The organism is Kluyvera chengduensis (genome assembly GCF_044197065.1).
GTDB lineage: Bacteria > Pseudomonadota > Gammaproteobacteria > Enterobacterales > Enterobacteriaceae > Kluyvera > Kluyvera ascorbata_C.
The window spans coordinates 15,943-40,748 of sequence record NZ_JBIQOI010000012.1 but is presented as its reverse complement, the minus strand read 5'-3'; the positions used below and the strand labels follow the sequence as shown (position 1 = coordinate 40,748).

The following is a 24,806-nucleotide window of genomic DNA, read 5'->3' as shown; positions in this document are numbered from 1 at the left end:
AGGCACGTCCTATGTGACCTGACATCTGACACACTTTTATCAGATAGTTAGGGGGATCCGTTACAGAATTTTCATCAAAAATGTGATGTTTGTTTGATTTCTAGATCCCGCTCGCAACTCTGCATTAACCTTCGATTGGGTCAACGTCGAGAACCCACTTCACCTTGCGGGATTCCGGCAGCGTATTGATGAGCGCGAGGCTCGCCGTGACAATATGCTGCAGGCGAATGCGCGAAGGGTGCTGAAGCAGTATCTGCCAGCGGTAGCGGCCGCCACGTTTCGGCGCCAACGCCGGAACCGGGCCAATCACCCATAGCTTGTCGTCCGCCAGCGGGCTGGCCTGTATCAGGTTACGCAACTGCTGCAGGAATACCGGTGCCTGCTGGTTGTTGTGATCTTCGGCGCGAATCAGCACGTGGCTGGTGTACGGCGGCAGCTGCATGGTCTGGCGTTCCGCCAGCGCCTGCTCGGCGAAGGCGTTGTAGCCTTTATAAAGCAGCGTTTGCAGCAGCGGGTGGTCAGGGTGGTGCGTTTGCAAAACCACTTCACCCTGCTTACCCGCGCGCCCGGCGCGGCCGGAAACCTGGGTATAAAGCTGGGCAAAGCGTTCCGCTGAGCGGAAATCAGCGGAGAACAGCGCACCATCGACGTCCAGCAGGGCCACCAGCGTGACGTCGGGGAAGTGGTGACCTTTCGCCAGCATCTGGGTGCCAATCAGGATACGCGCGCCGCCGCGATGCACTTCTGCCAGATGCTGTTCCAGTGCGCCTTTACGGCTGGTGGTATCGCGGTCTATACGCGAGAGCGGCACGCCGGGGAACATCGGCGCTAATACTTGCTCCAACTGCTCGGTGCCCAAGCCCACCGGCACCATGTGCGTTGAGCCGCAGGATGGGCACTGGCGCGGAATAGGGCGCTGGCTGTCACAGTGATGGCAGCGCAGATGATGCTGCGCCTGGTGCAGCGTGTAGTAGCTGTCGCAACGCGGACATTCGGCAATCCAGCCGCAGTCGTGGCACAGCAGCGTAGGGGCGAATCCACGGCGGTTGAGGAATAAAATGACCTGGTTATCGGCCTGCAAATGCTGGCGCATGCGGTTGATCAGCGCCGGAGAAAGCCCGGCCTGAAGCTGCTGGCCTTTCAAATCCAGCACGTGCTGGGTTGCCGGACGGGCGTTACCCGCGCGACGCGTTAAACGCAGCAGGCGATACTTGTGCTGACGTACGTTGAGCAGGGTTTCCAGCGCCGGTGTCGCCGAGCCGAGGATTATGGGGATCTGCTCGCTGTGCGCGCGCCATACCGCAAGGTCGCGGGCGTGATAACGCCAGCCTTCCTGCTGCTTATAGGAGCTATCATGCTCTTCGTCGATGACAATGACGCCGAGATTTTTAAACGGCGTAAACAGCGATGAACGGGTGCCGATGACGATCGCCGCTTCACCGCTTTTGGCCTTGAGCCAGGCAGCCATGCGCTCGCTGTCGTTCAGTGCCGAGTGCAGCACTTCTACCGGCGCATTAAAGCGCTCGCGGAAACGGGCGATAGTTTGCGGCGTGAGGCCGATTTCCGGCACCATGACCAGCGCTTGTTTACCCTGCGCCAGCACGTTTTCCAGCACGCTAAGGTAGACTTCCGTTTTGCCTGAACCGGTGATGCCTTCCAGCAGCCAGGCGGAAAATTCATCGGACCCGCTGTGAATCGCTCCCACGGCGGTTGCCTGTTCGGTGTTCAGGCGCAGGCGTTCACCGGGCACGGAATAGGTGGTGCGCCAGTCGATGGTTTCCGGCGCAATACTGCCCAGCTCGCAAAGCCCTTTGCTACGCAGCGACTGCATTGCGCTTTCATTAAACTCCATCTCCGCGACCTGATGGCGCCAGATTTTCCCCTGACGCAGTGCGGCCAGCGCCTGCTGCTGTTTTGGCGAGCGCTTGAGGCTGTTAATGTCCACCGCCTGTCCCTGCTCAGTGGCAAACCAGAACCACTGCGGCGTGGCGCTGGCGGGTTTCCCCTGGCGCAGTAAAATGGGCAGCGCGTGGAACAACACGTCGCCAATCGGGTGATGGTAATAGTCCGCCGCCCACAACAGCAGCCGCCAGACGGAAGTGGAGAAGACCGGCTCGCCGTCCAGCACTTCGATGACCGCTTTTAGCTCATCGCGCGGCAGCTCGCTGCTCTCATTGACCGAGACGACAATCCCCACGCGTTCCTGTTTACCAAACGGCACGCGCACGCGGCAGCCCGCTTTCGCGCTGAGGTCATCAGGCAGCAGGTAGTCAAAGGTGCGGGGCAGCGGAACAGGCAGGGCAACGTGAGCAACGGGCATGTTTTCTTCCTGACTTGAAATCTGGCGAGACAGTATACACATTGTGGTAAGGGAGCGCGGATCAGTTTGCATCTGCTGGTCAAATTCTGTATGATTCGCCGCCTTTGATGCATCTTTGTATCATCGACCTATACTATTAACATCGCGTGGTGTCTGGCGTTAGGGCTGGAAGAGCGACGCGGCCTTAACCGAGGTTTTCCCATGAAAAAAGATATTCACCCGAAATACGAAGAAATTACTGCAACTTGTTCTTGCGGTAACGTCATGCAGATCCGCTCTACCGTTGGTCACAACCTGAACCTGGACGTGTGCGGTAAATGCCACCCGTTCTATACTGGCAAGCAGCGTGATGTTGCTACCGGTGGCCGTGTTGACCGCTTCAACAAGCGTTTCAGCATCCCAGGCAGCAAGTAAGTTGCCAAGCGAAAAAAGCGCCTCAGGGCGCTTTTTTTGTCTCTGAATGTCGGCAGTCGTAAAATTTTTTGTGACGAGCGTCACGAAAATATTGCGCCGTGCTGCGGATAAGCTTATTATTTGCCCATCAAACGACCACAAAATAACTATGGGTAAAGGTGTGACTATGCTGACCGCAATCAAAAACGTTTTTGTTTCTTACCTGATCTCTATGTCTGAACTGCATCCTGAAGTAACACGCTTCTAAGACGCTGAAAAAATTCGAAAAAAAAGCAGAAAGTAATTTCTGCTTTTTTTATGCCTGCCAATCAGTATTCCCACGTATCCGGGTCAATTCCCAGTTCACGCATAATTTCTTTCGCCGCTTCCGGAATTTCATCGCTGCGCTCTTTACGCAGGTCTTCATCGTTAGGTAACGGTTGACCGGTAAATGCATGCAGGAACGCTTCACACAGCAGTTCGCTGTTGGTGGCGTGACGCAGGTTGTTCACCTGGCGACGCGTGCGTTCATCGGTGAGGATCTTCAACACCTTCAGAGGAATGGAAACCGTAATTTTTTTTACTTGCTCACTCTTCTTACCGTGCTCAGCGTATGGGCTGATATATTCGCCGCTCCATTCAGCCATGAGATACCTTTAATCCTCTAGTCATAAGTTAACAGGCCGGGTCACGGCCGTGATCGCGCGTAGTTTACCGTACAGAGCCTTGCTGTGACACGAGCTTCAGCTTCGCAGATGTGCGCTAATGCATATAATTTTAACGGCTATTTGCCAATAGCTCAATCTATACGCAAAGAAGTTTAGAAGTCTAGATGTATTGACGGCTATGACAACAATGTTTACTCTGGAGTCCGACTTTTCACCGACCTTGCCAGGAACGAATCCTCATGACCCGTAAACAGGCCACCATCGCAGTGCGTAGCGGATTAAATGACGACGAGCAGTATGGTTGTGTTGTCCCGCCGATTCATCTTTCCAGTACCTATAACTTTACCGGCTTTAACGAGCCGCGTGCGCATGACTATTCACGTCGCGGTAACCCGACGCGTGATGTGGTTCAGCGGGCGCTGGCCGAACTGGAAGGAGGCGCTGGCGCGGTTCTGACCAATACGGGCATGTCGGCGATTCACCTGGTGACTACCGTATTCCTCAAGCCTGGCGACCTGCTGGTAGCCCCACACGACTGCTACGGCGGCAGCTACCGCCTGTTCGATAGCTTGGCAAAACGCGGCTGCTATCGCGTGCTGTTTGTCGATCAGGGCAATGATGAAGCGTTAAAAGCGGCGCTGGCGGAAAAGCCAAAGCTGGTGCTGGTCGAAAGCCCAAGCAACCCGCTGCTGCGTGTGGTGGATATCGCCAAAATTTGCCAGCTGGCGCGTGAAGCCGGTGCGGTCAGCGTGGTGGATAACACCTTCCTGAGCCCGGCGCTGCAAAACCCGCTGTCGCTGGGTGCGGATCTGGTCCTGCACTCCTGCACCAAATATCTGAACGGCCACTCCGATGTGGTCGCCGGCGTGGTAATTGCAAAAGATCCTGAAACGGTCACAGAACTGGCATGGTGGGCGAATAATATCGGCGTCACCGGCGGCGCGTTCGACAGCTACCTGCTGCTGCGCGGCCTGCGTACGCTCGTACCGCGCATGGACGTGGCACAGCGCAACGCCCAGGCGATTGTCGATTTCCTGAAAACCCAGCCGCTGGTGAAAAAGCTGTATCATCCTTCTCTGCCGGATAACCAGGGGCATGAAATTGCCGCTCGCCAGCAGAAAGGGTTTGGTGCGATGCTGAGCTTTGAACTGAACGGTGATGAACAGACGCTGCGTCGCTTCCTGAGCGGGCTGTCGCTCTTCACCCTGGCGGAATCGCTGGGTGGGGTAGAGAGCCTGATTTCTCACGCGGCCACCATGACCCACGCGGGTATGGCCCCGGAAGCGCGCGCGGCCGCAGGTATTTCTGAGACGTTACTGCGTATCTCAACCGGTATTGAAGATAGCCAGGACTTAATTGCCGATCTGGAAAATGGATTCCGGGTCGCAGCAGAGGGGTAAACATGAGTGTGATTGCGCAGGCAGGGGCGAAAGAGCGTCAGCTGCATAAATTTGGTGGGAGTAGTCTGGCGGATGTGAAGTGTTACCTGCGCGTTGCCGGAATTATGACGGAGTACTCTCAGCCCGGCGATATGATGGTCGTTTCCGCCGCAGGGAGCACCACCAACCAGCTGATTAGCTGGCTGAAGCTCAGCCAGACCGATCGCCTCTCTGCGCATCAGGTTCAGCAGACGCTGCGCCGCTATCAGTCCGAACTGATTAGCGGCCTGCTGCCTGCCGAGATTGCCGACGGCATGATTGCTGATTTCATTCACGACCTGGAGCGTCTGGCCGGGCTGCTGGATAACGGCGTTAACGACGCGGTATATGCGGAAGTGGTTGGTCATGGCGAACTGTGGTCGGCTCGTCTGATGGCGGAAGTCCTGAAGCTGCAAGGTCTGGACGCCGCCTGGTTGGATGCCCGCGCGTTTTTACGTGCCGAGCGCTCTGCGCAGCCACAGGTAGACGAAGGCCTCTCTTATCCGCTGCTGCAACAGCTTCTGGCGCAGCATCCAGGAAAACGTCTGGTGGTTACTGGCTTTATCAGCCGCAACAACGCGGGTGAAACCGTGCTGCTGGGGCGTAACGGCTCCGACTACTCCGCGACGCAAATCGGTGCGCTGGCGGGAGTTTCCCGCGTTACCATCTGGAGCGACGTGGCGGGGGTGTACAGTGCCGACCCGCGTAAAGTGAAGGATGCCTGCCTGCTGCCGCTGCTGCGTCTGGATGAAGCCAGCGAGCTGGCGCGTCTTGCCGCGCCGGTACTTCACGCGCGTACCTTGCAGCCGGTTTCCGGCAGCGATATCGACCTGCAATTACGCTGTAGCTATACACCGGATCAGGGCTCTACGCGCATTGAGCGCGTGCTCGCCTCCGGCACCGGCGCGCGTATCGTCACCAGCCATGATGACGTCTGCCTGATTGAGTTCCGCGTGCCGGCAAGCCAGGACTTCAAGCTGGCGTATAAAGAGATAGACCAATTACTCAAGCGCGCGCAAATCCGCCCGCTGGCGGTAGGCGTGCATGCCGATCACAAGCTGCTGCAGTTTTGCTACACCTCGGAAGTTGCCGATAGCGCGCTGAAAATTCTCGATGAAGCGGGCCTGCCGGGCGAGCTTCGCCTGCGTCAGGGTTTGGCGCTGGTGGCAATGGTAGGCGCAGGCGTCACCCGTAACCCGCTGCACTGCCACCGTTTCTGGCAGCAGCTGAAGGGCCAGCCGGTTGAGTTTACCTGGCAGTCGGAAGAGGGTATCAGTCTGGTCGCCGTGCTGCGCGCGGGGCCAACCGAAAGCCTGATTCAAGGCCTGCACCAGTCGCTGTTCCGCGCGGAAAAACGTATCGGCCTGATGCTGTTCGGCAAAGGCAACATCGGTTCCCGCTGGCTGGAGCTGTTTGCCCGCGAGCAAAGCACGCTCTCTGCCCGTACTGGCTTTGAGTTTGTGCTGGCCGGGGTGGTGGATAGCCGCCGTAGCCTGCTGAACTATGAAGGGCTCGATGCCAGCCGCGCGCTGGCCTTCTTCGACGATGAAGCGATTGAACAAGATGAAGAGTCGCTGTTCCTGTGGATGCGTGCGCACCCGTACGACGATCTCGTGGTGCTGGACGTGACCGCCAGCCCGCAGTTGGCCGATCAGTATCTGGATTTCGCCAGCCATGGTTTCCATGTGATCAGCGCTAACAAGCTGGCCGGGGCCAGCAGCAGCGATAAATATCGCCAGATCCATGACGCGTTCGACAAAACCGGCCGCCACTGGCTGTATAACGCGACCGTCGGCGCGGGTCTGCCGGTGAACCACACCGTGCGTGACCTTATCGACAGCGGTGACAGCATTCTGGCGATTAGCGGTATCTTCTCCGGTACGCTCTCCTGGCTGTTCTTACAGTTCGACGGCAGCGTGCCGTTCACCGAGCTGGTGGATCAGGCCTGGCAGCAGGGGCTGACCGAACCCGATCCGCGCGTCGACCTTTCCGGTAAAGACGTGATGCGCAAGCTGGTGATTCTGGCGCGTGAAGCGGGCTACGATATCGAGCCGGACCAGGTACGCGTTGAATCTCTGGTGCCTGCGCACTGTGAAGAGGGCTCTATCGACCACTTCTTTGAAAATGGTGACGAGCTGAACGAGCAGATGCTCCAGCGCCTGGAAGCGGCGCAGGAGATGGGGCTGGTGCTGCGCTACGTGGCGCGTTTCGATGCTAACGGCAAAGCCCGCGTTGGCGTGGAAGCCGTACGTCAGGAGCACCCGCTGGCATCGCTGCTGCCGTGCGATAACGTCTTTGCGATTGAGAGCCGCTGGTACCGCGATAACCCGCTGGTGATTCGTGGGCCGGGCGCCGGTCGCGATGTGACCGCCGGGGCGATTCAGTCGGATATTAACCGTCTGGCACAGCTGCTGTAGTTTGGGTTGCCGGATGGCGCTGCGCTTATCCGGCCAACGGTAAAAACGTTATTCGGTGTCTTTAAAGAGCGGGAGTCCTTGGGATTTCCGCCATTTTTTGATTTCTCGCATAATCCCTTCAGGTGAATCTTCTCTATCACCTGGAGGGTTAAAAACAAGATCTCTACCCTCAGGATGGTTAGTAATCTTAATTAAATGTCTTACTAGCTGACTGAAATGTTCAGTCAGATCCTGTCCCTTTAAATCTTCAGGATTATCAAAAAATTCATGAAGATAATCTAACATCTCAGCTTCAGTATAATTTTCTAAGTGTTCTTTAAACATTTATTTTTCTCTTTATGAATACGAATGTGGTTACGTGGGGTGTTAATTCGTAAGTTATCGATGTCGTAAACGGGCCCATCGTATTGAATTTGTTCTATGTGGTGTAACTCGAAAAGCTCACGTCCTCCAATTGCCTGTTCTTCAATGACAAATGGTGCACCTTTACTCTTAATGATCGTCTGGTTAGATTTGGTAAACTGTCTTAAAAGTTCAGGGCATTCTGACACCGCAAGCCAGAACTCCTCCCTGAAATGGTCGAAGTTGCGAAAAGTTCTTCCCCGCAATTTATCTGCAACTTGTATGGGTATTGGTGCCCCAAGCCCGGAATTTGCTGTTTCCAGCCAATGGCCATTGTCAGACAAAATTTCACCTTTTCCTGTAGCCATACCCGGTTCATCCCTGGCTGTTTTAAGATAAACATAAATTGGCTGAACCCCGGAATTTGCCGGAAATACCAGAATATAATCGTTAAAATCGGCGATATCTGGCACCGGGAGCGGCGGCGTGGTGTATTCGCCCTGGCCTTCCGGGATGGGATTAACCAGAATCGTCGGCTGGTCGATTGGCGGAGCATGGTTGCCCGTATGGGCGGGGATATCACCGTTCTGCGGACTTTCCGGCGTCCAGGTAATCAGCGGCCCGTCTGCGCCGTGGGCGGGTGTGAATTCGTAACGCTGAGTATTGCTGTTCCACAGCATATTGGCGACGCGCACATTTTCATACGGCGTGCCTTCGCCGGTATGCACACCGTAAACCTGCGGCTTTCCGTGGATATCGGTTCCCCAGAAGAAACGGACTCGGGTAGTGGCTGTATCTCTGGTAAGCGCCTTTTTCCGTAATTCTTCCTCGTACCAGAATTCATCGCGTCCGGGGACACGAGCACTGCCTTTACCGGTCGATGGGATATACAGAGCGGAGGCCAGTGCGCCTATCCATGGTATTGCTCTTGCCGCACCGAGTGTGCCACTCAGCGACCATTCGCCCCAGATCTGCGTTAGTCTGCCGAGAGCCAGTGGTGCGCCAGAGGCTTCTACAGGATGATCATATCCGCAACAATCATCGACCACCGGTTGGGCAAATATCGCCATCTGGCCAAAATTTGCTGCCGGTTCTGCTGCGTTTCCGGCATCCGTACATCCTTTTGCTTTCAGGCAAGATTTGGCGTAAACAGGGGTGATTTCAGGGGCGGGTGGTGGTTGTTTTAGCGTCGCAGGTTTAGGGGTAGCGAGCGGCTGGGAACGGTGTGGTATAAACAGATGATTATATTCATCGGGAAATGCCAGATAATCGGATTCAGTGCCAGCGATAAGGTGCTTGCAGAGAATATATTCATACGCCAGCGAAATATCTTCGGTATCAAGCGCGTTAAGCGTAACCCGCGTGCGAATGTTGGTTACCGAAGCATTTCTCAGCTCAATGTAATAATAGCGATCCCATCTGCCGGTTCGGTTTATTCGCCAGAAATCAATTTCAATAAACAGCCTTTCGTTATTAGTGATTGCATTACAAAATAGCGGGGTGCTTTTATCGATTAATTTGGTAAAACGCAGGTTCTGAAGATTAATGCCATTTCCTGTACGGCTCAGCGCATTAATGAGAGAAAAAGCAAATATCTCGTCTTCATGTCCGCGTTGCCTGCGATTACCTACCGATGCATCGGTCCCGCACCCCGCCGAAATACCCCCTTGCCTTTCACCTGTTATTCGCAGGTAAATAATATCGCCCATTCCCTTTGCCTTTATCCGCGTCTGATTTTCCTTGCGTGGATATTTGATAATGGAAAAAGTGGGCTAATGCATTAGCTATTGATGCTTATCGAAATTAAATAAAAATCGTATTCCGTACGGAATATATATAGAAATTTGCTGGTGGTGAAAATAATATATCGAGTATAAATAGTCACCGTCGCCCAAACACCTCTTTTGCGGCGAACAGGCCGTTTAGCGCCGCTGGAAATCCCGCATAAACCGCCATCTGCATTATCACCTCAATAATCTCTTCCTGCGTTAAGCCAACGTGCAGCGCAGCGGCGATGTGTACCTTAAGCTGCGGTGCGGCGTTACCCATGGCGGTGAGCGCGGCAACGGTGGCAATTTCCCGGCTGCGAAGGTCCAACCCCGGACGTGCATAAATATCGCCAAACGGGAATTCAAGCAGATAGCGGGCGAAGTCGGGCGCGATGTCCTTCAGGCTATCGACAACGGCATTCCCACCTTTCCCATCAACCTGTTGCAGCATTTTCTGACCGGTAATATAGCGTTCTGAATCCATGATAAATCCCTCGTTCGTTAGCGTATGACGAGAAGATAGAGCGCGTGGATTCATTTGGATAATACCGATTTCGTGATACCTTTTCGGTATGACTACTTCTCCCCTACATGCTCTCGATATCCGCCTGCTGCGTTACTTTGCCGTGGTGGCGGAAGAGAACAACATGCGCCGCGCGGCTGACCGACTGTATATGTCACAACCACCGCTGAGCCGCCACATTCGCCAGCTTGAAGAGCGGCTGGGGGTGACGCTTTTTGTCCGCCATACCAAGGGGCTGACCTTAACGGCTGAGGGGCGGCGGGTGCTGGAGATTATTCACCCGCTGCTGGCGCAGCAGGATGAAACCTATACCGCTTTGAGCCAGCTCGCTCAGTCTGGCACACCGTCGCTGCGTATGGGGCTAACCACCGCGTTTGAGCAGGGCGTTTTTGCCGCGCTGGAAACGGCGCTGGCAGTACAGGTGGAGACGCTGCACGTGGTGCGACACGGCTCGCCGGAGCTGGTGCGTCAGGTGCGACGGGGAAAACTGGATGCCGCGCTGGTGGCGCTACCGCTGGAAACCTCGGGGCTCAGCGTGACGCGGCTTAGTCGGGAGGAACCGCTGATTGCGGCGCTGCCGGTTCAATGGGCTGAATCGGAACAAAAGCAACTGACGTTGAGCATGCTGAACGGCAGGCCGCTATTCTGGTTTAAACGCGAACGTAATCCGGCGTTCTTCGACTTTACCCGCGATATTTTCCGTCGTGCGGGTTATGTCCCAACCTACATTGAAGAACCTCTGGAGCACGATGTGCTGCTGGCGCGCATCGCCCGCGGTGAAGGGCTGAGCCTGTTTCCTGCCTCATTTTCTGCCATTCAGCGTCAGGGCGTGGCGTTCAGGCCGATTAATGAAGTGGCGCTTTGCGTGCAGTGTGGTCTGGTGACGTTACCGGAAAATGCGGCGCGCCTTGCCTGGCTTGTGGATGTGGTTCAGGCCGACTCGCGCGTCACTAACTGACCGGAAAGCGTAATCGACTGATTCTGTAGCGCAGGCTCTTTGAGCTTGCGGATCATCAGCGTGGCCGCCTGCCGTCCGGTCTCTTCGCTGGCGGAAGAGACATAGGTAAAGGCCGGCGAGGTGAGGTTGATATGCAGCATATCTTCAAAGCCAATGAGGGCAACCTGCTGCGTTAGGAAAACGTCTTTCCCTACCGTGCGCCCCACTTTATGAATCCCATCGATACAGCCGATCATTGCATCCGGTGAATGACACAGCAGCGCGGTAATGGCGTTGTTGTTTTCCAGCAGTTGGCGCGTGGCGACGCTGGCGGCATAGGTATCGTCGCCGCAGGCGGGGCTGAACTCTTCGCGATGGGTGATCCCAAGGCGGGTGAGGGTACTGCGAAAGCCCACCAGGCGCTGCTGGCGGATAAGGCAGTTTTCCAGACCGCCGAGATAGGCGATATAGCGATGACCGCGTTCCAGCAGATAGCGCGTTGCCAGGCTGGCCGCCTGTTGGTTATCGCGCAGCACGCGGTTGCACTCATCTTTAATCGGCGACTGTGAGACGACGACCAGCGGGAGCGGGCACTGACGAATTTGCGCGGGTAACGTATCGCGGCGGGAATCGGAAGCCAGATAGATAACCCCGGCAACCCCTTGTTGCTTGAAAGACAGTAGGCAGCGTTCCAGGTGTTCATGCTCGTTCAGCGGCTGACCGAGAAAAACCATATAGCCCTGTGCTTCCAGCTCCTGGACGATGCTCGCCATCACTTTGATGGAAAAGCTGTCGCTGAAGTCGCGTAGGATCAGGCCAATCAGGTTGGAGGTGTTCGAACGGAGGTTGGCGGCGGCGACGTTGTGGACGTAGCCCAGATCATGGATGGCAGCCTGCACTTTTTCGATGGTGGCATCGGAGATTTTGCCTTTCTGGCGAAGCACTAGCGATACGGTAGAAACCGACACGCCCGCTCGCTTCGCGACATCAATTATGCTGACCTTCTTCAAAAATCACTCCCTGAGCCGTCACGCCAATCCACGCAAAACAAGGAGGCTCCCATCCGTAACGGGAACCTCCAACCGATCATAATCTTATGATTATTTGCCAATCATCGTCGACATGGTTTCTGCGATAAATTGCGCTCGTGCGCCAAATATTACCTGAATTCCGTGATCGCCGACGAAAACGACGCCACGAGCACCGATATTGTTCAGCCCATCTTTGTCCACTGTCCCTTTATCCGTCACTTCAAGACGCAGACGGGTAATGCAGGAACCTACGGACGCGATGTTCTGTTCGCCGCCCAGCAGGTCGATAATCTCCGTTGCCAGGTCTTCGTCAGTTTTGTCGTTGGCGCTGACCGTGGTTTCCGTACGGCCCGGCGTTTTGACGTCGAAACGGCGAATCACAAAGCGGAAGGTGAAGTAGTAAATCAGCCCCATCGGAATACCGACGATAATCGCATTCAGGAAGTTGGTCTGGTAGCCGTTAAACGACGGCAGGATCCCGAAGGAGATGTAGTCGATAAGCCCGGCCGAGAACGACTTGGCGATGTGCGCATGCAGCAGGTACATCACCATGTAGGAGAGACCAGCCATAATGGCGTTGAAGACGTAGAGAATCGGCGCCACAAAGATAAAGGTGAACTCAACCGGCTCGGTGATCCCGGTCAGGAAGCAGGTCAGCGCAGCGGAGAACAGGATACCGGCAGCGATTTTTTTATTCTTGGTGTGCGCTTCGTGGTACATCGCCAGACAGGCCGCTGGCAGCGCGAACAGCATCAGCGGGAACTCGCCCTGCATGAATTTACCGGCGTTCTGGTAGGTATCGCTGCTGAAGGATTTCACCCCTTCTTCCAGCATTTTGAACCAGATGGTCTGGTCACCGTGGATCACCTGACTGGTATGGGTGGTGTAATCACCGAAGGAGTACCAGAAAGACGGATACCAGATGTGGTGCAGGCCGAGTGGAATCAGCGCACGTTCAACCAGCCCGAAGATAAAGGTCGAGGCCGCCTGGTTATCACCGTTGATCACCACAGACAGCGCGTCGATACCCGCCTGAATGTGCTGCCAGATGTATGGCAGGATCAAGCCGAGCGCGAACGACAGCAGCGCGGTAGCAATTGCCACGAAGCGCTTGCCGGAGAAGAAGCCGAGGAATTCTGGCAGCTGCATTTTGTGGAAACGGTTATAGCACCATGCCGCCAGGATGCCGCAAATCAGTCCGCCAAACACGCCCATCTGCAGGGTGGGAATACCCACCACCATCGCATATTTCCCACCTTGTCCCGCCATTTCCGGCGTAATGCCGAGCACGGTACTGATGGTGATGTTGGTGACAAAGACAGAAACGGCGGCGGACAGCGCCGCAATACCTGACTCAGAGGCCAGGCCGACTGCAGAACCGATAGCAAAAAGCATCGGCAGGTTGTCGAAGATAATCCCACCGGCGTTCATCATCAGCGGCAGATGGAATTTATCCCCGAACGCCAGCAGCAAACCCGCCGCGGGCAGAAGCGAGATCGGCAGCATCAGCGCGCGGCCAATCATCGACAATTTGGAAAGCGATTTAACAACACTTTGAATCAGACTCATACTGATTTCCCCCGAGCAGACGCCTCTTCGTGCGTGCTTTTAGTAACCCTGTTTATAGTGAGTATAACGTTTTAGTAGAACGTTCTACTTATCGTGAAACAAGTCATTAACGTCTGCAATGGAATTTTTGTTTAGTCGGTGGATGCGTGAAAAATATGAGATCTAGTTCTCAAATTTTATGCCATAGTAAAGGTGTGGTTAATATGACTGGGTGGCGCGAGTCTCAAAGGCTAACCCGGCTATTTATGCGTGGAAAATGGTCTTCTGGCAGCACAGCCTGCTCCGTTAGCGGGTGAGGTGAATATTTTTCATCTTGATTGCAGATAACTCACTTTTTACGCGGATTTTTCTATTGACGCCTGCCCGCTTTTGCGGCATTTTTACATCCAGACGTCTAAACGGATAGATGTTCACAACACAACAATAATGACACGCGATTGATAGAGGTAAGGTATGAGCTTTTTTCACGCCAACCAGCGGGAAGCGCTGAATCAGAGTCTGGCTGAAGTTCAGGGGCAGATTAACGTTTCTTTCGAATTTTTCCCGCCGCGCACCAGTGAAATGGAGCAAACCCTGTGGAACTCAATCGATCGCCTAAGCAGCCTGAAGCCGAAATTTGTATCGGTCACCTACGGTGCTAACTCCGGTGAGCGCGACCGTACGCACAGCATCATCAAAGGTATTAAAGACCGCACCGGTCTGGAAGCGGTACCGCACCTGACCTGCATCGATGCCACCCGTGATGAACTACGCGCTATCGCTCAGGACTACTGGAACAACGGCATCCGCCATATCGTCGCCTTGCGTGGCGACCTGCCGCCGGGCAGCGGTAAGCCGGAAATGTATGCTTCCGATCTCGTCACTTTACTGAAAGACGTGGCGGACTTTGATATCTCCGTGGCGGCCTACCCGGAAGTGCATCCGGAAGCCAAAAGCGCCCAGGCGGATCTGCTCAACCTGAGACGTAAAGTGGAAGCCGGTGCAAACCGCGCCATTACCCAGTTCTTCTTCGATGTTGAAAGCTATCTGCGCTTCCGTGACCGCTGCGTATCGGCGGGCATCGATGTGGAAATTATCCCAGGCATTCTGCCGGTGTCGAACTTCAAGCAGGCGAAGAAATTTGCCGACATGACCAACGTGCGCATTCCTGCCTGGATGTCGACGATGTTCGACGGTCTGGACGATGACGCTGAAACCCGCAAGCTGGTGGGCGCGAATATCGCCATGGACATGGTGAAAATCCTGAGCCGTGAAGGGGTGAAAGATTTCCACTTCTACACTCTGAACCGCGCGGAAATGAGCTACGCCATTTGCCACACGCTGGGCGTGCGTCCCGCGTAATATTTTGCCGGATGGCGCTACGCTTGTCCGGCCTACGATGTGGTGCGATTTTGCCGGATGGCGCGATGCTTATCCGGCCTACGACATTGGTATTTTGTAGGCCCGGTAAGCGAAGCGCCACCGGGCAACGACTCGCGTTCAAACTCCCGCTTAGACATAAGAAACTCCTTATATTTTGAGTGGTTTCTTGTCATTTCTCCCGATCGATCACAGTCAACTTACCCCAAATTGTGCAAGGATAGACTCGACCTGCGCAGAAATTCCTCTCTGACAAGGGAAAAATAAGAGGAATTAACTATCAAATCCGTGGGTCATTTCAGCTATAACTTATCAGCAGGGGTGTATATCTTAACGATAAATACTGTAAGGGAGCATAGTGATGAGCACGCCAGACGATATCCAGAACGCAGGTAAATGTCCTTTCCACCACGGTGGTGATCACGATTTAAGCGCCGGCGCTGGCACCAGTAGCAAGGACTGGTGGCCGAAGCAGCTTCGCGTTGATCTACTTAATCAGCATTCCAATCGATCTAACCCGCTGGGTGAAGACTTCGATTACCGCAAAGAATTCAGCAAATTAGATTACTCCGCACTGAAAGGTGATATTCGTGCGTTGTTAACTGATTCGCAATCCTGGTGGCCTGCCGACTGGGGCAGCTATGTGGGGCTGTTTATCCGCATGGCGTGGCACGGTGCGGGTACCTACCGTTCTACCGATGGTCGCGGCGGCGCAGGGCGTGGTCAACAGCGTTTTTCACCGCTGAACTCCTGGCCGGATAACGTGAGCCTGGATAAGGCGCGTCGTCTGCTGTGGCCAATCAAACAGAAATATGGGCAGAAAATTTCCTGGGCCGACCTGTATATCCTTGCGGGTAACGTGGCGCTGGAAAACTCTGGCTTCCGTACCTTTGGTTTTGGTGCCGGACGTGAAGACGTGTGGGAACCAGATCAGGACGTAAACTGGGGTGATGAAAAAGCCTGGCTGGCGCACCGTGACCCGGAAGAGCTGGCAAAACGTCCGCTTGCGGCCACCGAAATGGGCCTTATCTACGTGAACCCGGAAGGGCCAAACGCCAGCGGTGAACCGCTGTCTGCGGCATCGGCGATTCGCGCCACCTTCGGTAACATGGGGATGGACGACGAAGAGACCGTGGCGCTGATTGCCGGTGGTCACACGCTGGGTAAAACCCACGGCGCGGCCTCGGCAACGCACGTTGGTCCGGATCCGGAAGCAGCACCGATTGAATCTCAGGGCCTGGGCTGGGCAAACAGCTTCGGCAGCGGGGCGGGTAAAGATGCCATCACTTCCGGTCTGGAAGTGGTCTGGACACAGACCCCTACCCAGTGGAGCAACTACTTCTTCGAGAACCTGTTCAAATACGAATGGGTGCAGACCCGCAGCCCGGCTGGCGCTATCCAGTTTGAAGCGGTAGACGCTCCGGATATTATTCCAGACCCGTTCGACCCGTCTAAAAAACGTAAACCAACCATGCTGGTGACCGACCTGACGCTGCGCTTCGATCCGGACTTCGAGAAAATTTCTCGCCGCTTCCTGAACGACCCGCAGGCCTTTAACGAAGCCTTTGCCCGCGCGTGGTTCAAACTGACCCATCGTGATATGGGGCCAAAAGCGCGTTACATCGGCCCAGAAGTGCCGCGTGAAGATCTGATTTGGCAGGATCCGCTGCCGCATGCGTTCTTCAACCCAACCGCCGAAGATATCGAAAGCCTGAAGGCTGAAATTGCGGCGTCCGGCCTCTCCGTGGGTGAGCTGGTGTCGGTCGCATGGGCGTCGGCTTCTACCTTCCGCGGCGGTGACAAGCGCGGTGGGGCAAACGGTGCGCGTCTGGCGCTGGCACCACAGCGTGACTGGGAAGTGAACGCCACGGCGGCTCGCGTTCTGCCGGTGCTGGAAGGTATCTACAAGTCAGCGCACAAGGCTTCTCTGGCCGATATTATTGTGCTGGCAGGTGTGGTTGGCGTTGAGCAGGCAGCGAAAGCGGCCGGCGTTGATATCAAGGTTCCGTTTACCCCAGGCCGCGTGGATGCGCGTCAGGATCAGACGGACATCGAGATGTTTGAGCTGCTCAAGCCGATTGCCGATGGCTTCCGTAACTACCGCGCGGCACCGGGCGAAGCGACCACTGAATCTCTGCTGATCGACAAAGCACAGCTGCTGACCCTGACTGCGCCTGAACTGACGGTACTGGTTGGCGGTATGCGTGTACTGGGTGCGAACTTCGACGGCAGCAACCACGGCGTCTTTACCGACAACGTGGGCGCGCTCAGCACTGACTTCTTCGTCAACCTGCTGGATATGCGCACCGAGTGGAAAGCGACCGACGAAACGTCCGAGCTGTTCGAAGGCCGTGACCGTGCGAGCGGAGAGGTGAAATACACCGCGACGCGCGCTGACCTGGTCTTTGGCTCTAATGCCGTACTGCGCGCGCTGGCGGAGGTTTATGCTTCCAGCGATGCAAAAGAGAAGTTTGTGAAAGACTTCGTGGCGGCATGGGTGAAAGTGATGAACCTGGACCGTTTCGACCTGCTGTAAGGTTGGCGTGATGGAATAAAAAATCCCCGCGAAAGCGGGGATTTTTGTTTGTAGGTTTGGTGCGGGGAGACCCCTCACCCTAACCCTCTCCCAGAGGGAGAGGGGACCGTTTAGTGCGGTTTGTGGGTATAGATTTTAAAGACGGGTAAGGGGAATTACTCCCACTCGTGCAGAAAACGCTGCCCATACTGGTCAGCCACCAACAGCGCCGCGTAAACGCGGTCAGGGTCCGCGCCGCCAGGCATGTTGTGGATGGTTTCCCCTTCGGCGCAGGCTGCTTCCGCGACCAGACGCATCTTCGTCGGAATATCTTCTTTGATATCCAACTGCGCCAGGGTGATCGGCAGGCCGACGCTGTGGCACAGGGCGGCAACGGTTTCAATTTCTTCCACCGAGGCGTTTTCCAGAACCAGCTGAGTCAGCGTACCAAACGCGACTTTCTCACCATGATAGTAATGATGCGCGTCTGGAATCGCCGTCATGCCGTTATGGATGGCGTGTGCTGCGGCCAGGCCACCGCTCTCAAAGCCGACGCCGCTCAGATAGGTGTTGGCCTCAATCACGCGCTCTAACGCTGGGGTCACCACGTGTTGTTCGGCGGCTAGCATCGCTTTTTCGCCTTCTTCAATTAGCGTGTTATAGCACAGCTCGGCCAGCGCCAGCGCGGCTTGGGTGCATTTGCCACCGGCCATGGTGGTGGCGCCGCTACGTGAGCAGGCGCGGGCTTCAAACCAGGTGGCCAATGCATCACCAATACCGGCTGCCAGCAGACGTGCTGGGGCTCCGGCAACAATTTTGGTGTCGACGATAACCATGTTTGGGTTGTGCGGCAGCATCAAATAGCGGTCAAATTCACCGTCGTCGGTATACAGAACGGAGAGCGCGCTACATGGCGCATCGGTGGAGGCGATGGTAGGAACAATCGCCACCGGCAGATTCATAAAGTGGGCCAGCGCTTTAGCGGTATCCAGCGTTTTCCCACCGCCGATACCTAAAATGGCGCTGCATTTTGCGCTGTTCGCCACGTCCTGCAGACGGTTAACTTCGTTCTGCGAACACTCGCCGCCAAACGGCACGATCTCAACGGACAGGCCTGCGTCGGTCAGGCTTTTACGCAGCGTCTCTTCGGCAAATCCCAGCACGAATTTATCACCGACGACCAGCCAGCTATTGGCCATTGGCTTCAGATAGTCACCAAGACGCGTGATCACGTCTGCACCCTGAATATACTTACCTGGTGATTGAATAATGCGATCCATACATTTCTCCTACAGGTTCAGATTACCAAATGCGTTTTTCCAGTCTTGCTCAAACTTCTCTATAGCTGACTCTACTGCGGGAGTGCCGAGCATTTGTTGCGCTACATCTAAAGGAAGTGTGATGGCTTCACATCCAGCCAATAAACAGTCCAACGCCTGGCGCGGGGTTTTAAAACTGGCGGCCAGCACTTTGCTCTCCGGGGCATGCAGCTCCAGCAGCGATTGCAGTTCCTGAACCATACGAATGCCGTCCCCGCCCTGGGCATCAACGCGGTTGACGTATGGCGCGACGTATTTTGCACCGGCCAGTGCTGCCAGTAGACCCTGAGAAGCACTGTAGACGGCGGTACCAAGCGTCGGGATACCTTCTTTTTTCAGAAGCTTAATTGCTGCCAGACCTTCGGCGGTAACCGGAACCTTCACCACAATTCCCGGCACCGCGTCATTGAGCTTACGTGCGTCGGCGACCATGCCTTCGGCGGTACGGCTCATGGTTTGGGCAAACAGCGTGCCGTTTTCGCCCACGGCTTTTTTCAGCCGTGGCAGCACGTCCCAGATGGATTCACGGCTGGCGGCCACAATGCTCGGGTTGGTGGTCACGCCGACAATCGGGAAAATGCGCGCCAGACGTTCAACTTCCTGCACGTTGGCGGTATCCAGATACAGTTCCATGCTATTTCCTCTTAAAGTTCCAGTTCGTGTTGCAGCAGGCTGGCGATAGCGTCGGCAGAGGCGGCGTTAACCAGTGCGCTGCGGAATTCTTCATGCATGATGCGGCGGGCCAGGCGCGAGAAGATGCGCATATGCTGGTCTCCGGCGGCATGTTTGTTCAGCGTCAGCATAATGATGAACTGCGCCTCGTCATCGCCCCAGGCTACCGGTGCGGGGAGGCGGGCGACGCTGATGGTCGACTGTTCAATATGTTCTGACTTGCTGTGCGGAATGGCGAAGCTGAAGCCCAGTCCGGTGGAGAAGACCGCTTCTCGCGCCCACAGGTCGGCTTCCAGCTTGCGCGGATAACGGCAGCGCCCGGCGAGCAGCAGGTTATCGGTCATCCCTTTGATGACCTCTTCTTTGCTGCGCCAGTCGTTGTCGAGCGAAATGCAGCGTGGGGTAATCAGCGGTGCGTCCTGCTGGCTCATACGGAACTGGGCGAGCAGATGCTCCACTTCCAGCGACGTACGGCAGGCCATTGCCTGGTTAAGCAACTGGCGGCAGGCGCGGCTGTCAAGCTGCGCCAGACGCGCTTTGGTCGCCGGAATCGACGGCGCGCTCATGCTGATTTCATCCATTCCCAGCCCAACCAGCAGCGGCAGTACCGAACCTTTAGCGCCCAGCTCGCCGCACAGACCAATCCATTTCCCCTGACGGTGCACCGCCTGCACGGCGAAATCGAGGGCGCGCAGGAAGGCCGGATTCAGGCTGTTGTAGTGGCGAGTCACTTTGGCGTTGTCACGGTCAACCGCCAGCAGATACTGGGTCAGGTCGTTGCTGCCGATGCTGAAGAAATCAATCTCTTCGCAACACTGGTCGATGATGAACATCACCGACGGCACTTCCAGCATGATGCCCAGCGGAATGCGCTCATCAAACGGCACGTGTTCGCTGCGCAACTGCTGTTTAGCTTCGGCCACCTTCTCTTTGACCCATAAAATCTCCTCCATGGAGGAGATCATCGGAATCATGATTTTCAGGCTGCCGTGCGCGGAGGCGCGGAGAATCGCGCGCAGTTGGGTGGTGAATAGCGTAGAGTACTCTTCATAAATACGCACCGCGCGATAGCCAAGGAACGGGTTGTTCTCCGCCGGAATATTGAGGTAATCCACCGGCTTATCGCCGCCGATATCCATGGTGCGGATAATAATGCTACGCCCTTCGGCGGATTCCAGCGCCTGGCAGAAAATGTTGTACAGCTCGCTCTCGCTCGGCTCGCTGGCTCTGTCCATATAGAGCATTTCGGTGCGGAACAGGCCGACAGCCTCCGCGCCGTTGCCAAAGGCGGCCTGCGCTTCAACGGAGTGGGCAATGTTGGCGGCAACTTCCAGCCGAATGCCATCAGCGGTGCGCGCTGCTTTATGCAACCACACGCTTTGCTGTTCGCGAATGGCGGCCTGTACGCGCGCTTCCTGCTGGTAATAACGGGTGATGGCCTCCGTCGGGGCGACAATCACCGCGCCCGCGTTGCCGTCGAGGTAAATCGACTGATTCTGCCACGGCGTCAGGGAGTCAATCTCCACGCCCACAAGGGTTGGAATATTAAAGGAGCGGGCGAGAATGACCGTGTGCGAGGTGGTGCCGCCGCTTTGCAGCAGCAGGCCCTTGAGCAGGGTTTTGTCCAGTTCGAGGAACTGGCTTGGGGTCAATTCTTCCGCCACGCAGATGGACGGCTGGGTCAGCTGGCCCGGTGCCGGGAAGCGGTCTTCACCATAAATATGCTGCAGCAACTGGAAGCCGACGTCGCGCACGTCCAGCGCGCGCTCTTGTAAATAGCTGCTGCTGGAGCGGGCGAATTCGGCGCAGAAGTGGTTGGCGCTCTCAACGATGGCCTGCGCACAGCTTAGACCGTTATTCACGCCCGTCAGTAAATGCTGGCGCAGCGAGGTATCGGTGGCGAGCGAACGGTGCGCTTCGAGGATGGCGCTGGCGGTGCTGTCGTTGTCTAACAACCGCAGTTCCAGCGTTCTGACCAGCCGCGTCAGGCCGCTATCCAGCGCGGCTTGTTCTTGCTCCGCGCTCTTAGCTGGCGGCAGTTCACCGAGGTTGTTGAGATCCAGCGCTGCAAGGCGAGTGAGCACGCCGCCTGCGCTGCCGTTACAGACCGGCAGCGCGCGGAATAGCGTTGGGTTGAGGCGGGTTAAGGACTCCGGCAGTGCTTCCTGCTCTACGCTGGCGACCTGCGCCAGCGGTGCGTCGCACAGCGGGAACTCCTCTTTCAGCCAGGCGGAGAGGCGTTGATGCGCGCTCTGTTCATCCGCACCGTTCAGCAGCAGGCGGCAGCTATCGCCCGAGAGCGTATCGGTACCGATAATCGCCAGCGCGCTTTTCGCATTGCCTTTACGGTCCGTGCGTAGGTTATGCCACTCGATATCGCAGCTAAATGTGTTGCACAGCGTCTCTACGTGACTGGCCGGGCGGGCGTGTACACCGTTCGGTAATTCACAGACAAATTCAACAACCAATGCCATAACCTTCTCTCCCAAATCATTCGATATGGGTAACAGAATAGGGGGCTTGTGAAGGGCCATGCTATCTGACATTTATGTCAAAAACTGGATAAATGTATGGTCTGCTGGAAAATGCGAGCAACCTCACAGGTTGCTAACCTGGTGCATTTGCCACGTTGTTGCGCTAACTTTGAGGTCGCTCGCATTTTTCTTCTGACATTACAAAAATCCAGTAAATGCACTTTTTATCCACTGTCTGTCCTGCTGCCAATTGCCTATTGTTTGCCACAACACCCTAATAGACATGGGCCGAAGAAGCCCAGGAGCGACTGATGAAAGAATTGGTGCAAATACTCAAAAACACCCGTCAGCATTTAATGACTGGCGTGTCGCACATGATCCCGTTTGTAGTTGCAGGCGGCATTTTACTGGCCGTCTCCGTCATGCTGTACGGCAAAGGGGCCGTACCTGATGTAGCAACCGACCCTAACCTGAAAAAACTCTTTGATATTGGCGTCGCGGGCCTGACGCTGATGGTGCCGTTCCTGGCCGCTTACATTGGTTACTCCATTGCTGAACGCTCTGCGCTGGCGCCTTGCGCTATCGGCGCGTGGGTGGGGAATAGCTTTGGTGCAGGCTTCTTCGGTGCGCTGATTGCCGGGATTATCGGCGGCATCGTGGTCTATTACCTGAAGAAAATTCCGGTGCACAAAGTGCTGCGCTCGGTGATGCCAATCTTCGTGATTCCTATCGTCGGCACCTTTATTACCGCGGGCGTCATGATGTGGGGACTGGGTGAGCCAGTGGGTCTGCTGACCTCCAGCCTGACGCAGTGGCTGCAAGGTATGCAGGCTGGCAGCATTGTGGTGCTGGCGGTGATTATGGGCCTGATGCTGGCGTTCGATATGGGCGGTCCGGTGAATAAAGTGGCCTACGCCTTCATGCTGATCTGCGTTTCTCAGGGCGTCTATACCGTGGTGGCGATTGCCGCTGTCGGCATCTGCGTTCCGCCGCTGGGTCTGGGGCTGGCAACGCTGATTAACCGTAAAAACTTTAACAATGAAGAGCGTGAAGCGGGGAAAGCCGCGCTGGTCATGGGCTGCGTAGGGGTAACTGAAGGAGCGATTCCGTTCGCGGCGGCCGACCCGCTGCGCGTGATCCCTTCCATTATGCTGGGCTCCGTCTGCGGCACCGTGACCGCCGCGCTGATGGGGGCACAGTGCTACGCCGGGTGGGGCGGCTTGATTGTCCTGCCGGTGGTTGAAGGCAAGATGGGCTACCTGCTGGCGATAGTGGTTGGTGCGGTGGTGACGGCGGTTAGCGTCAACGTCCTGAAAAGCCTGGCGCGTAAGAACAAAAAAGCGGTTGTCGAAAAAGAAGACGACTTAGATTTAGATTTTGAAATTAACTAATTGAGAAGGTAGAAGATTATGACCAATATTATTGCGGTAACAGCTTGTCCTTCCGGCGTCGCACACACGTATATGGCAGCAGAAGCGCTGGAAAGTGCGGCAAAATCGAAAGGCTGGAACGTGAAGGTCGAAACGCAGGGGTCAATTGGTCAGGAAAATGAGCTGACGGCGAGCGATGTCGCTGCCGCCGATATGGTGATTCTGACCAAAGATATCGGTATTAAGGCCGAAGAGCGTTTTGCAGGGAAAACCATTGTGCGGGTGAATATTAGCGATGCGGTTAAACGCGCCGACGCTATTATGAATAAGATTGAGGCACACTTAGCGCAGAGTGCGTAAGTTTTACCCCGATACCATAGGAACTTAGCCACTGGCGGACGCGAAAGGATTTTTGCGCCCGCCAGCGTTTGTTTTCTGCAAGGAGGAGACGATGACGGTAACGAGCGGAAGAATGCTGGTGGCAGTAACGGCCTGCGTGAGTGGGGTTGCCCACACGTATATGGCGGCGGAACGTCTGGAAAAACTCTGTCAGCAGGAAAAGTGGACCATAAAGATAGAAACGCAAGGTGCGCTCGGCATTGAAAATGCGCTGACGGAAGAGGATATCCGCCGTGCAGACGCGGTGCTCCTGATTACCGATATTGAACTGAATGGCGCAGACCGTTTTACCCAGAGCCGCTATGTGCAGTCTGGGATTAGCGCCTTTTTACGCGAGCCGCAGAAGGTCATGACCGCAGTGCGCAAGCTGCTTTCCGCGCCGCAGCACACGCATATTACTCTGTCGTAGTCAGCTGGCTGTGGTACTGGCGACGGTACTCTGACGGTGAGCGGTCGGTATTTTTACGAAACAGACGGCAGAAGTAGTTGCTGTCGACAAACCCACAAGCGTGGGCGATCTCTTTGACCTTCAGGTCGTAGCCCTTCAACAACCGTCTGGCGTGTTCCAGCCGCGTGTGGTTGAGGTATTCGTTAAACCCCATCACTCCACTTTTCTGGAACAGGTGCGACAGGTAGTTGGGGGAGATGTAGAACGCCTGCGCGACGGATTCGCGGGTCAGCGGTTCGGCAAAGTGGCTATCGATATATTCGCGAATCGCGTCGAACAGCGCCTGGCTGCGTGAGGCGGTCTGGATCTGGCTGCTGAGCAGGTCGGCGCAGTGGCTAATCAGGCTGGTGGCTATCAGCCGGGCGGTTTGCTGCTCCTGCGGCTGCATCTGAATCTCACTCATGGTTTGCAGCAAGAAAGAGCCGACACGCGGGCCGCGGCGGGCGACGTGCTGCTTGGCCATGTTTTTCAACTGTTGCCCATCCCACTGTTGCACGCTAAATCCCAGCTGCTGTTTGCCAAACAGAATGCTCAGCGTCGTGACCGGACTCTGCCACTGCGGGAAATTCCAGCCGCCAGCCGGAACATAAAGCACATCGAGCGTCTGCATGGATTCACCCAGCGCGGCATCGGTGAGCTGCCCTTCAAGCAGGATCTCCAGCCGGGGGAAATCGACCTGGAAAGCCATCTCCGGCACAGGAGAGTGATTCCCGGCAAACCAGATTTTCTGCAGCGGCGTGATGCCTGAAGTGATGTGGGAAAGCAGTGGGTTGATATCGGAATGCATGGGGTTCCCTGTCGTCGTGAACAACGAAGAAACCTTAACCGAGGGGATAAAAAAAGGCCACAAAGAATGTGGCCTT

The 24,806-nt window shown here is 55.8% G+C and carries 20 protein-coding genes; 9 read left to right on the top strand and 11 right to left on the bottom strand.

Going from position 1 to position 24,806, the window contains the following annotated elements; genetic code table 11:
• Window positions 1–124: 124 nt before the first annotated feature.
• Window positions 125–2,320: a primosomal protein N' gene (gene priA, locus ACH1XZ_RS21120; protein WP_395597050.1), complete on the bottom strand. Its 2,196-nt coding sequence runs from the start codon at window positions 2,318–2,320 to the stop codon at window positions 125–127.
• Between the two features lie 201 nt (window positions 2,321–2,521).
• On the opposite strand from priA, the gene rpmE reads away from it, so the two are divergent.
• Window positions 2,522–2,734 (top strand): 50S ribosomal protein L31, encoded by a 213-nt coding sequence (rpmE, locus tag ACH1XZ_RS21115; RefSeq protein WP_395597049.1) that lies wholly within the window; start codon window positions 2,522–2,524, stop codon window positions 2,732–2,734.
• Window positions 2,735–3,042: 308 nt separating this feature from the next.
• On the opposite strand, the gene metJ is transcribed toward rpmE, so the two are convergent.
• Window positions 3,043–3,360 carry a met regulon transcriptional regulator MetJ gene (gene metJ / locus ACH1XZ_RS21110; RefSeq protein ID WP_004107547.1) on the bottom strand — a complete coding sequence of 106 codons (318 nt, stop codon included), beginning with the start codon at window positions 3,358–3,360 and terminating at the stop codon, window positions 3,043–3,045.
• Window positions 3,361–3,620: 260 nt separating this feature from the next.
• On the opposite strand from metJ, the gene metB reads away from it, so the two are divergent.
• On the top strand, window positions 3,621–4,781 hold the full coding sequence (metB, locus tag ACH1XZ_RS21105) for a cystathionine gamma-synthase (RefSeq protein WP_395597048.1): 1,161 nt from the start codon (window positions 3,621–3,623) through the stop codon (window positions 4,779–4,781).
• Between the two features lie 2 nt (window positions 4,782–4,783).
• Window positions 4,784–7,216: a bifunctional aspartate kinase/homoserine dehydrogenase II gene (locus tag ACH1XZ_RS21100; RefSeq protein WP_395597047.1), complete on the top strand. Its 2,433-nt coding sequence runs from the start codon at window positions 4,784–4,786 to the stop codon at window positions 7,214–7,216.
• A gap of 48 nt (window positions 7,217–7,264) precedes the next feature.
• Here the strand turns inward: ACH1XZ_RS21100 and ACH1XZ_RS21095 are convergent, their stop codons facing one another.
• From ACH1XZ_RS21095 to ACH1XZ_RS21085, 3 genes are all read right to left on the bottom strand, one after another.
• Entirely contained in the window at window positions 7,265–7,540 is a 276-nt protein-coding gene (locus ACH1XZ_RS21095) for a bacteriocin immunity protein (protein ID WP_395597046.1), read from the bottom strand.
• Window positions 7,522–9,267: a type VI secretion system tube protein TssD gene (gene tssD / locus ACH1XZ_RS21090; RefSeq protein WP_395597045.1), complete on the bottom strand. Its 1,746-nt coding sequence runs from the start codon at window positions 9,265–9,267 to the stop codon at window positions 7,522–7,524. Before tssD ends, ACH1XZ_RS21095 begins: the two co-directional genes overlap by 19 nt.
• 172 nt (window positions 9,268–9,439) lie before the next feature.
• Window positions 9,440–9,811, bottom strand: a complete 372-nt coding sequence (locus ACH1XZ_RS21085) for a carboxymuconolactone decarboxylase family protein (RefSeq protein WP_395597044.1) — start codon at window positions 9,809–9,811, stop codon at window positions 9,440–9,442.
• A gap of 88 nt (window positions 9,812–9,899) precedes the next feature.
• Between ACH1XZ_RS21085 and ACH1XZ_RS21080 the strand changes: the two genes are divergently transcribed.
• Window positions 9,900–10,808 (top strand): LysR family transcriptional regulator, encoded by a 909-nt coding sequence (locus tag ACH1XZ_RS21080; RefSeq protein WP_395597043.1) that lies wholly within the window; start codon window positions 9,900–9,902, stop codon window positions 10,806–10,808.
• Here the strand turns inward: ACH1XZ_RS21080 and malI are convergent.
• Both malI and ACH1XZ_RS21070 read right to left on the bottom strand, forming a co-directional pair.
• Window positions 10,781–11,797 carry a Mal regulon transcriptional regulator MalI gene (malI, locus tag ACH1XZ_RS21075; protein ID WP_395597042.1) on the bottom strand — a complete coding sequence of 339 codons (1,017 nt, stop codon included), beginning with the start codon at window positions 11,795–11,797 and terminating at the stop codon, window positions 10,781–10,783. The genes ACH1XZ_RS21080 and malI overlap by 28 nt on opposite strands.
• A gap of 90 nt (window positions 11,798–11,887) precedes the next feature.
• Entirely contained in the window at window positions 11,888–13,387 is a 1,500-nt protein-coding gene (locus tag ACH1XZ_RS21070) for a PTS transporter subunit EIIC (protein WP_395597041.1), read from the bottom strand.
• A 453-nt stretch (window positions 13,388–13,840) separates the two neighbouring features.
• On the opposite strand from ACH1XZ_RS21070, the gene metF reads away from it, so the two are divergent.
• Both metF and katG read left to right on the top strand, forming a co-directional pair.
• Window positions 13,841–14,728, top strand: a complete 888-nt coding sequence (gene metF, locus ACH1XZ_RS21065; RefSeq protein ID WP_185668801.1) for a methylenetetrahydrofolate reductase — start codon at window positions 13,841–13,843, stop codon at window positions 14,726–14,728.
• Between the two features lie 379 nt (window positions 14,729–15,107).
• Window positions 15,108–17,282, top strand: coding sequence for a catalase/peroxidase HPI (katG, locus tag ACH1XZ_RS21060; protein WP_395597040.1), 2,175 nt, complete (start codon window positions 15,108–15,110; stop codon window positions 17,280–17,282).
• A 155-nt stretch (window positions 17,283–17,437) separates the two neighbouring features.
• On the opposite strand, the gene gldA is transcribed toward katG, so the two are convergent.
• From gldA to ptsP, 3 genes are read right to left on the bottom strand one after another with little or no spacing between them, the layout of a single operon-like run.
• Complete coding sequence (gene gldA, locus ACH1XZ_RS21055) at window positions 17,438–18,541, bottom strand: bifunctional L-1,2-propanediol dehydrogenase/glycerol dehydrogenase (protein WP_395597039.1); 1,104 nt, start codon at window positions 18,539–18,541, stop codon at window positions 17,438–17,440.
• 9 nt (window positions 18,542–18,550) lie between these two features.
• A complete protein-coding gene (gene fsa, locus ACH1XZ_RS21050) occupies window positions 18,551–19,213 on the bottom strand; it encodes a fructose-6-phosphate aldolase (RefSeq protein ID WP_115073655.1) in 663 nt (220 codons plus the stop codon).
• 11 nt (window positions 19,214–19,224) lie between these two features.
• Entirely contained in the window at window positions 19,225–21,726 is a 2,502-nt protein-coding gene (gene ptsP / locus ACH1XZ_RS21045) for a phosphoenolpyruvate--protein phosphotransferase (protein WP_395597038.1), read from the bottom strand.
• A 311-nt stretch (window positions 21,727–22,037) separates the two neighbouring features.
• Here ptsP and ACH1XZ_RS21040 point away from each other — a divergent pair, with 311 nt between their 5' ends.
• From ACH1XZ_RS21040 to ACH1XZ_RS21030, 3 genes are all read left to right on the top strand, one after another.
• On the top strand, window positions 22,038–23,117 hold the full coding sequence (locus ACH1XZ_RS21040) for a PTS fructose transporter subunit EIIC (RefSeq protein WP_395597037.1): 1,080 nt from the start codon (window positions 22,038–22,040) through the stop codon (window positions 23,115–23,117).
• Window positions 23,118–23,135: 18 nt separating this feature from the next.
• On the top strand, window positions 23,136–23,456 hold the full coding sequence (locus ACH1XZ_RS21035; protein WP_395597036.1) for a PTS fructose-like transporter subunit IIB: 321 nt from the start codon (window positions 23,136–23,138) through the stop codon (window positions 23,454–23,456).
• A gap of 91 nt (window positions 23,457–23,547) precedes the next feature.
• The gene (locus tag ACH1XZ_RS21030; RefSeq protein ID WP_395597035.1) at window positions 23,548–23,904 is read left to right on the top strand and encodes a PTS fructose-like transporter subunit IIB; all 357 of its coding nucleotides are present in this window, start codon (window positions 23,548–23,550) and stop codon (window positions 23,902–23,904) included.
• On the opposite strand, the gene ACH1XZ_RS21025 is transcribed toward ACH1XZ_RS21030, so the two are convergent.
• On the bottom strand, window positions 23,891–24,730 hold the full coding sequence (locus tag ACH1XZ_RS21025; protein WP_395597034.1) for a helix-turn-helix transcriptional regulator: 840 nt from the start codon (window positions 24,728–24,730) through the stop codon (window positions 23,891–23,893). The two genes, ACH1XZ_RS21030 and ACH1XZ_RS21025, sit on opposite strands and share 14 nt — an antisense overlap.
• Window positions 24,731–24,806: the final 76 nt, after the last annotated feature.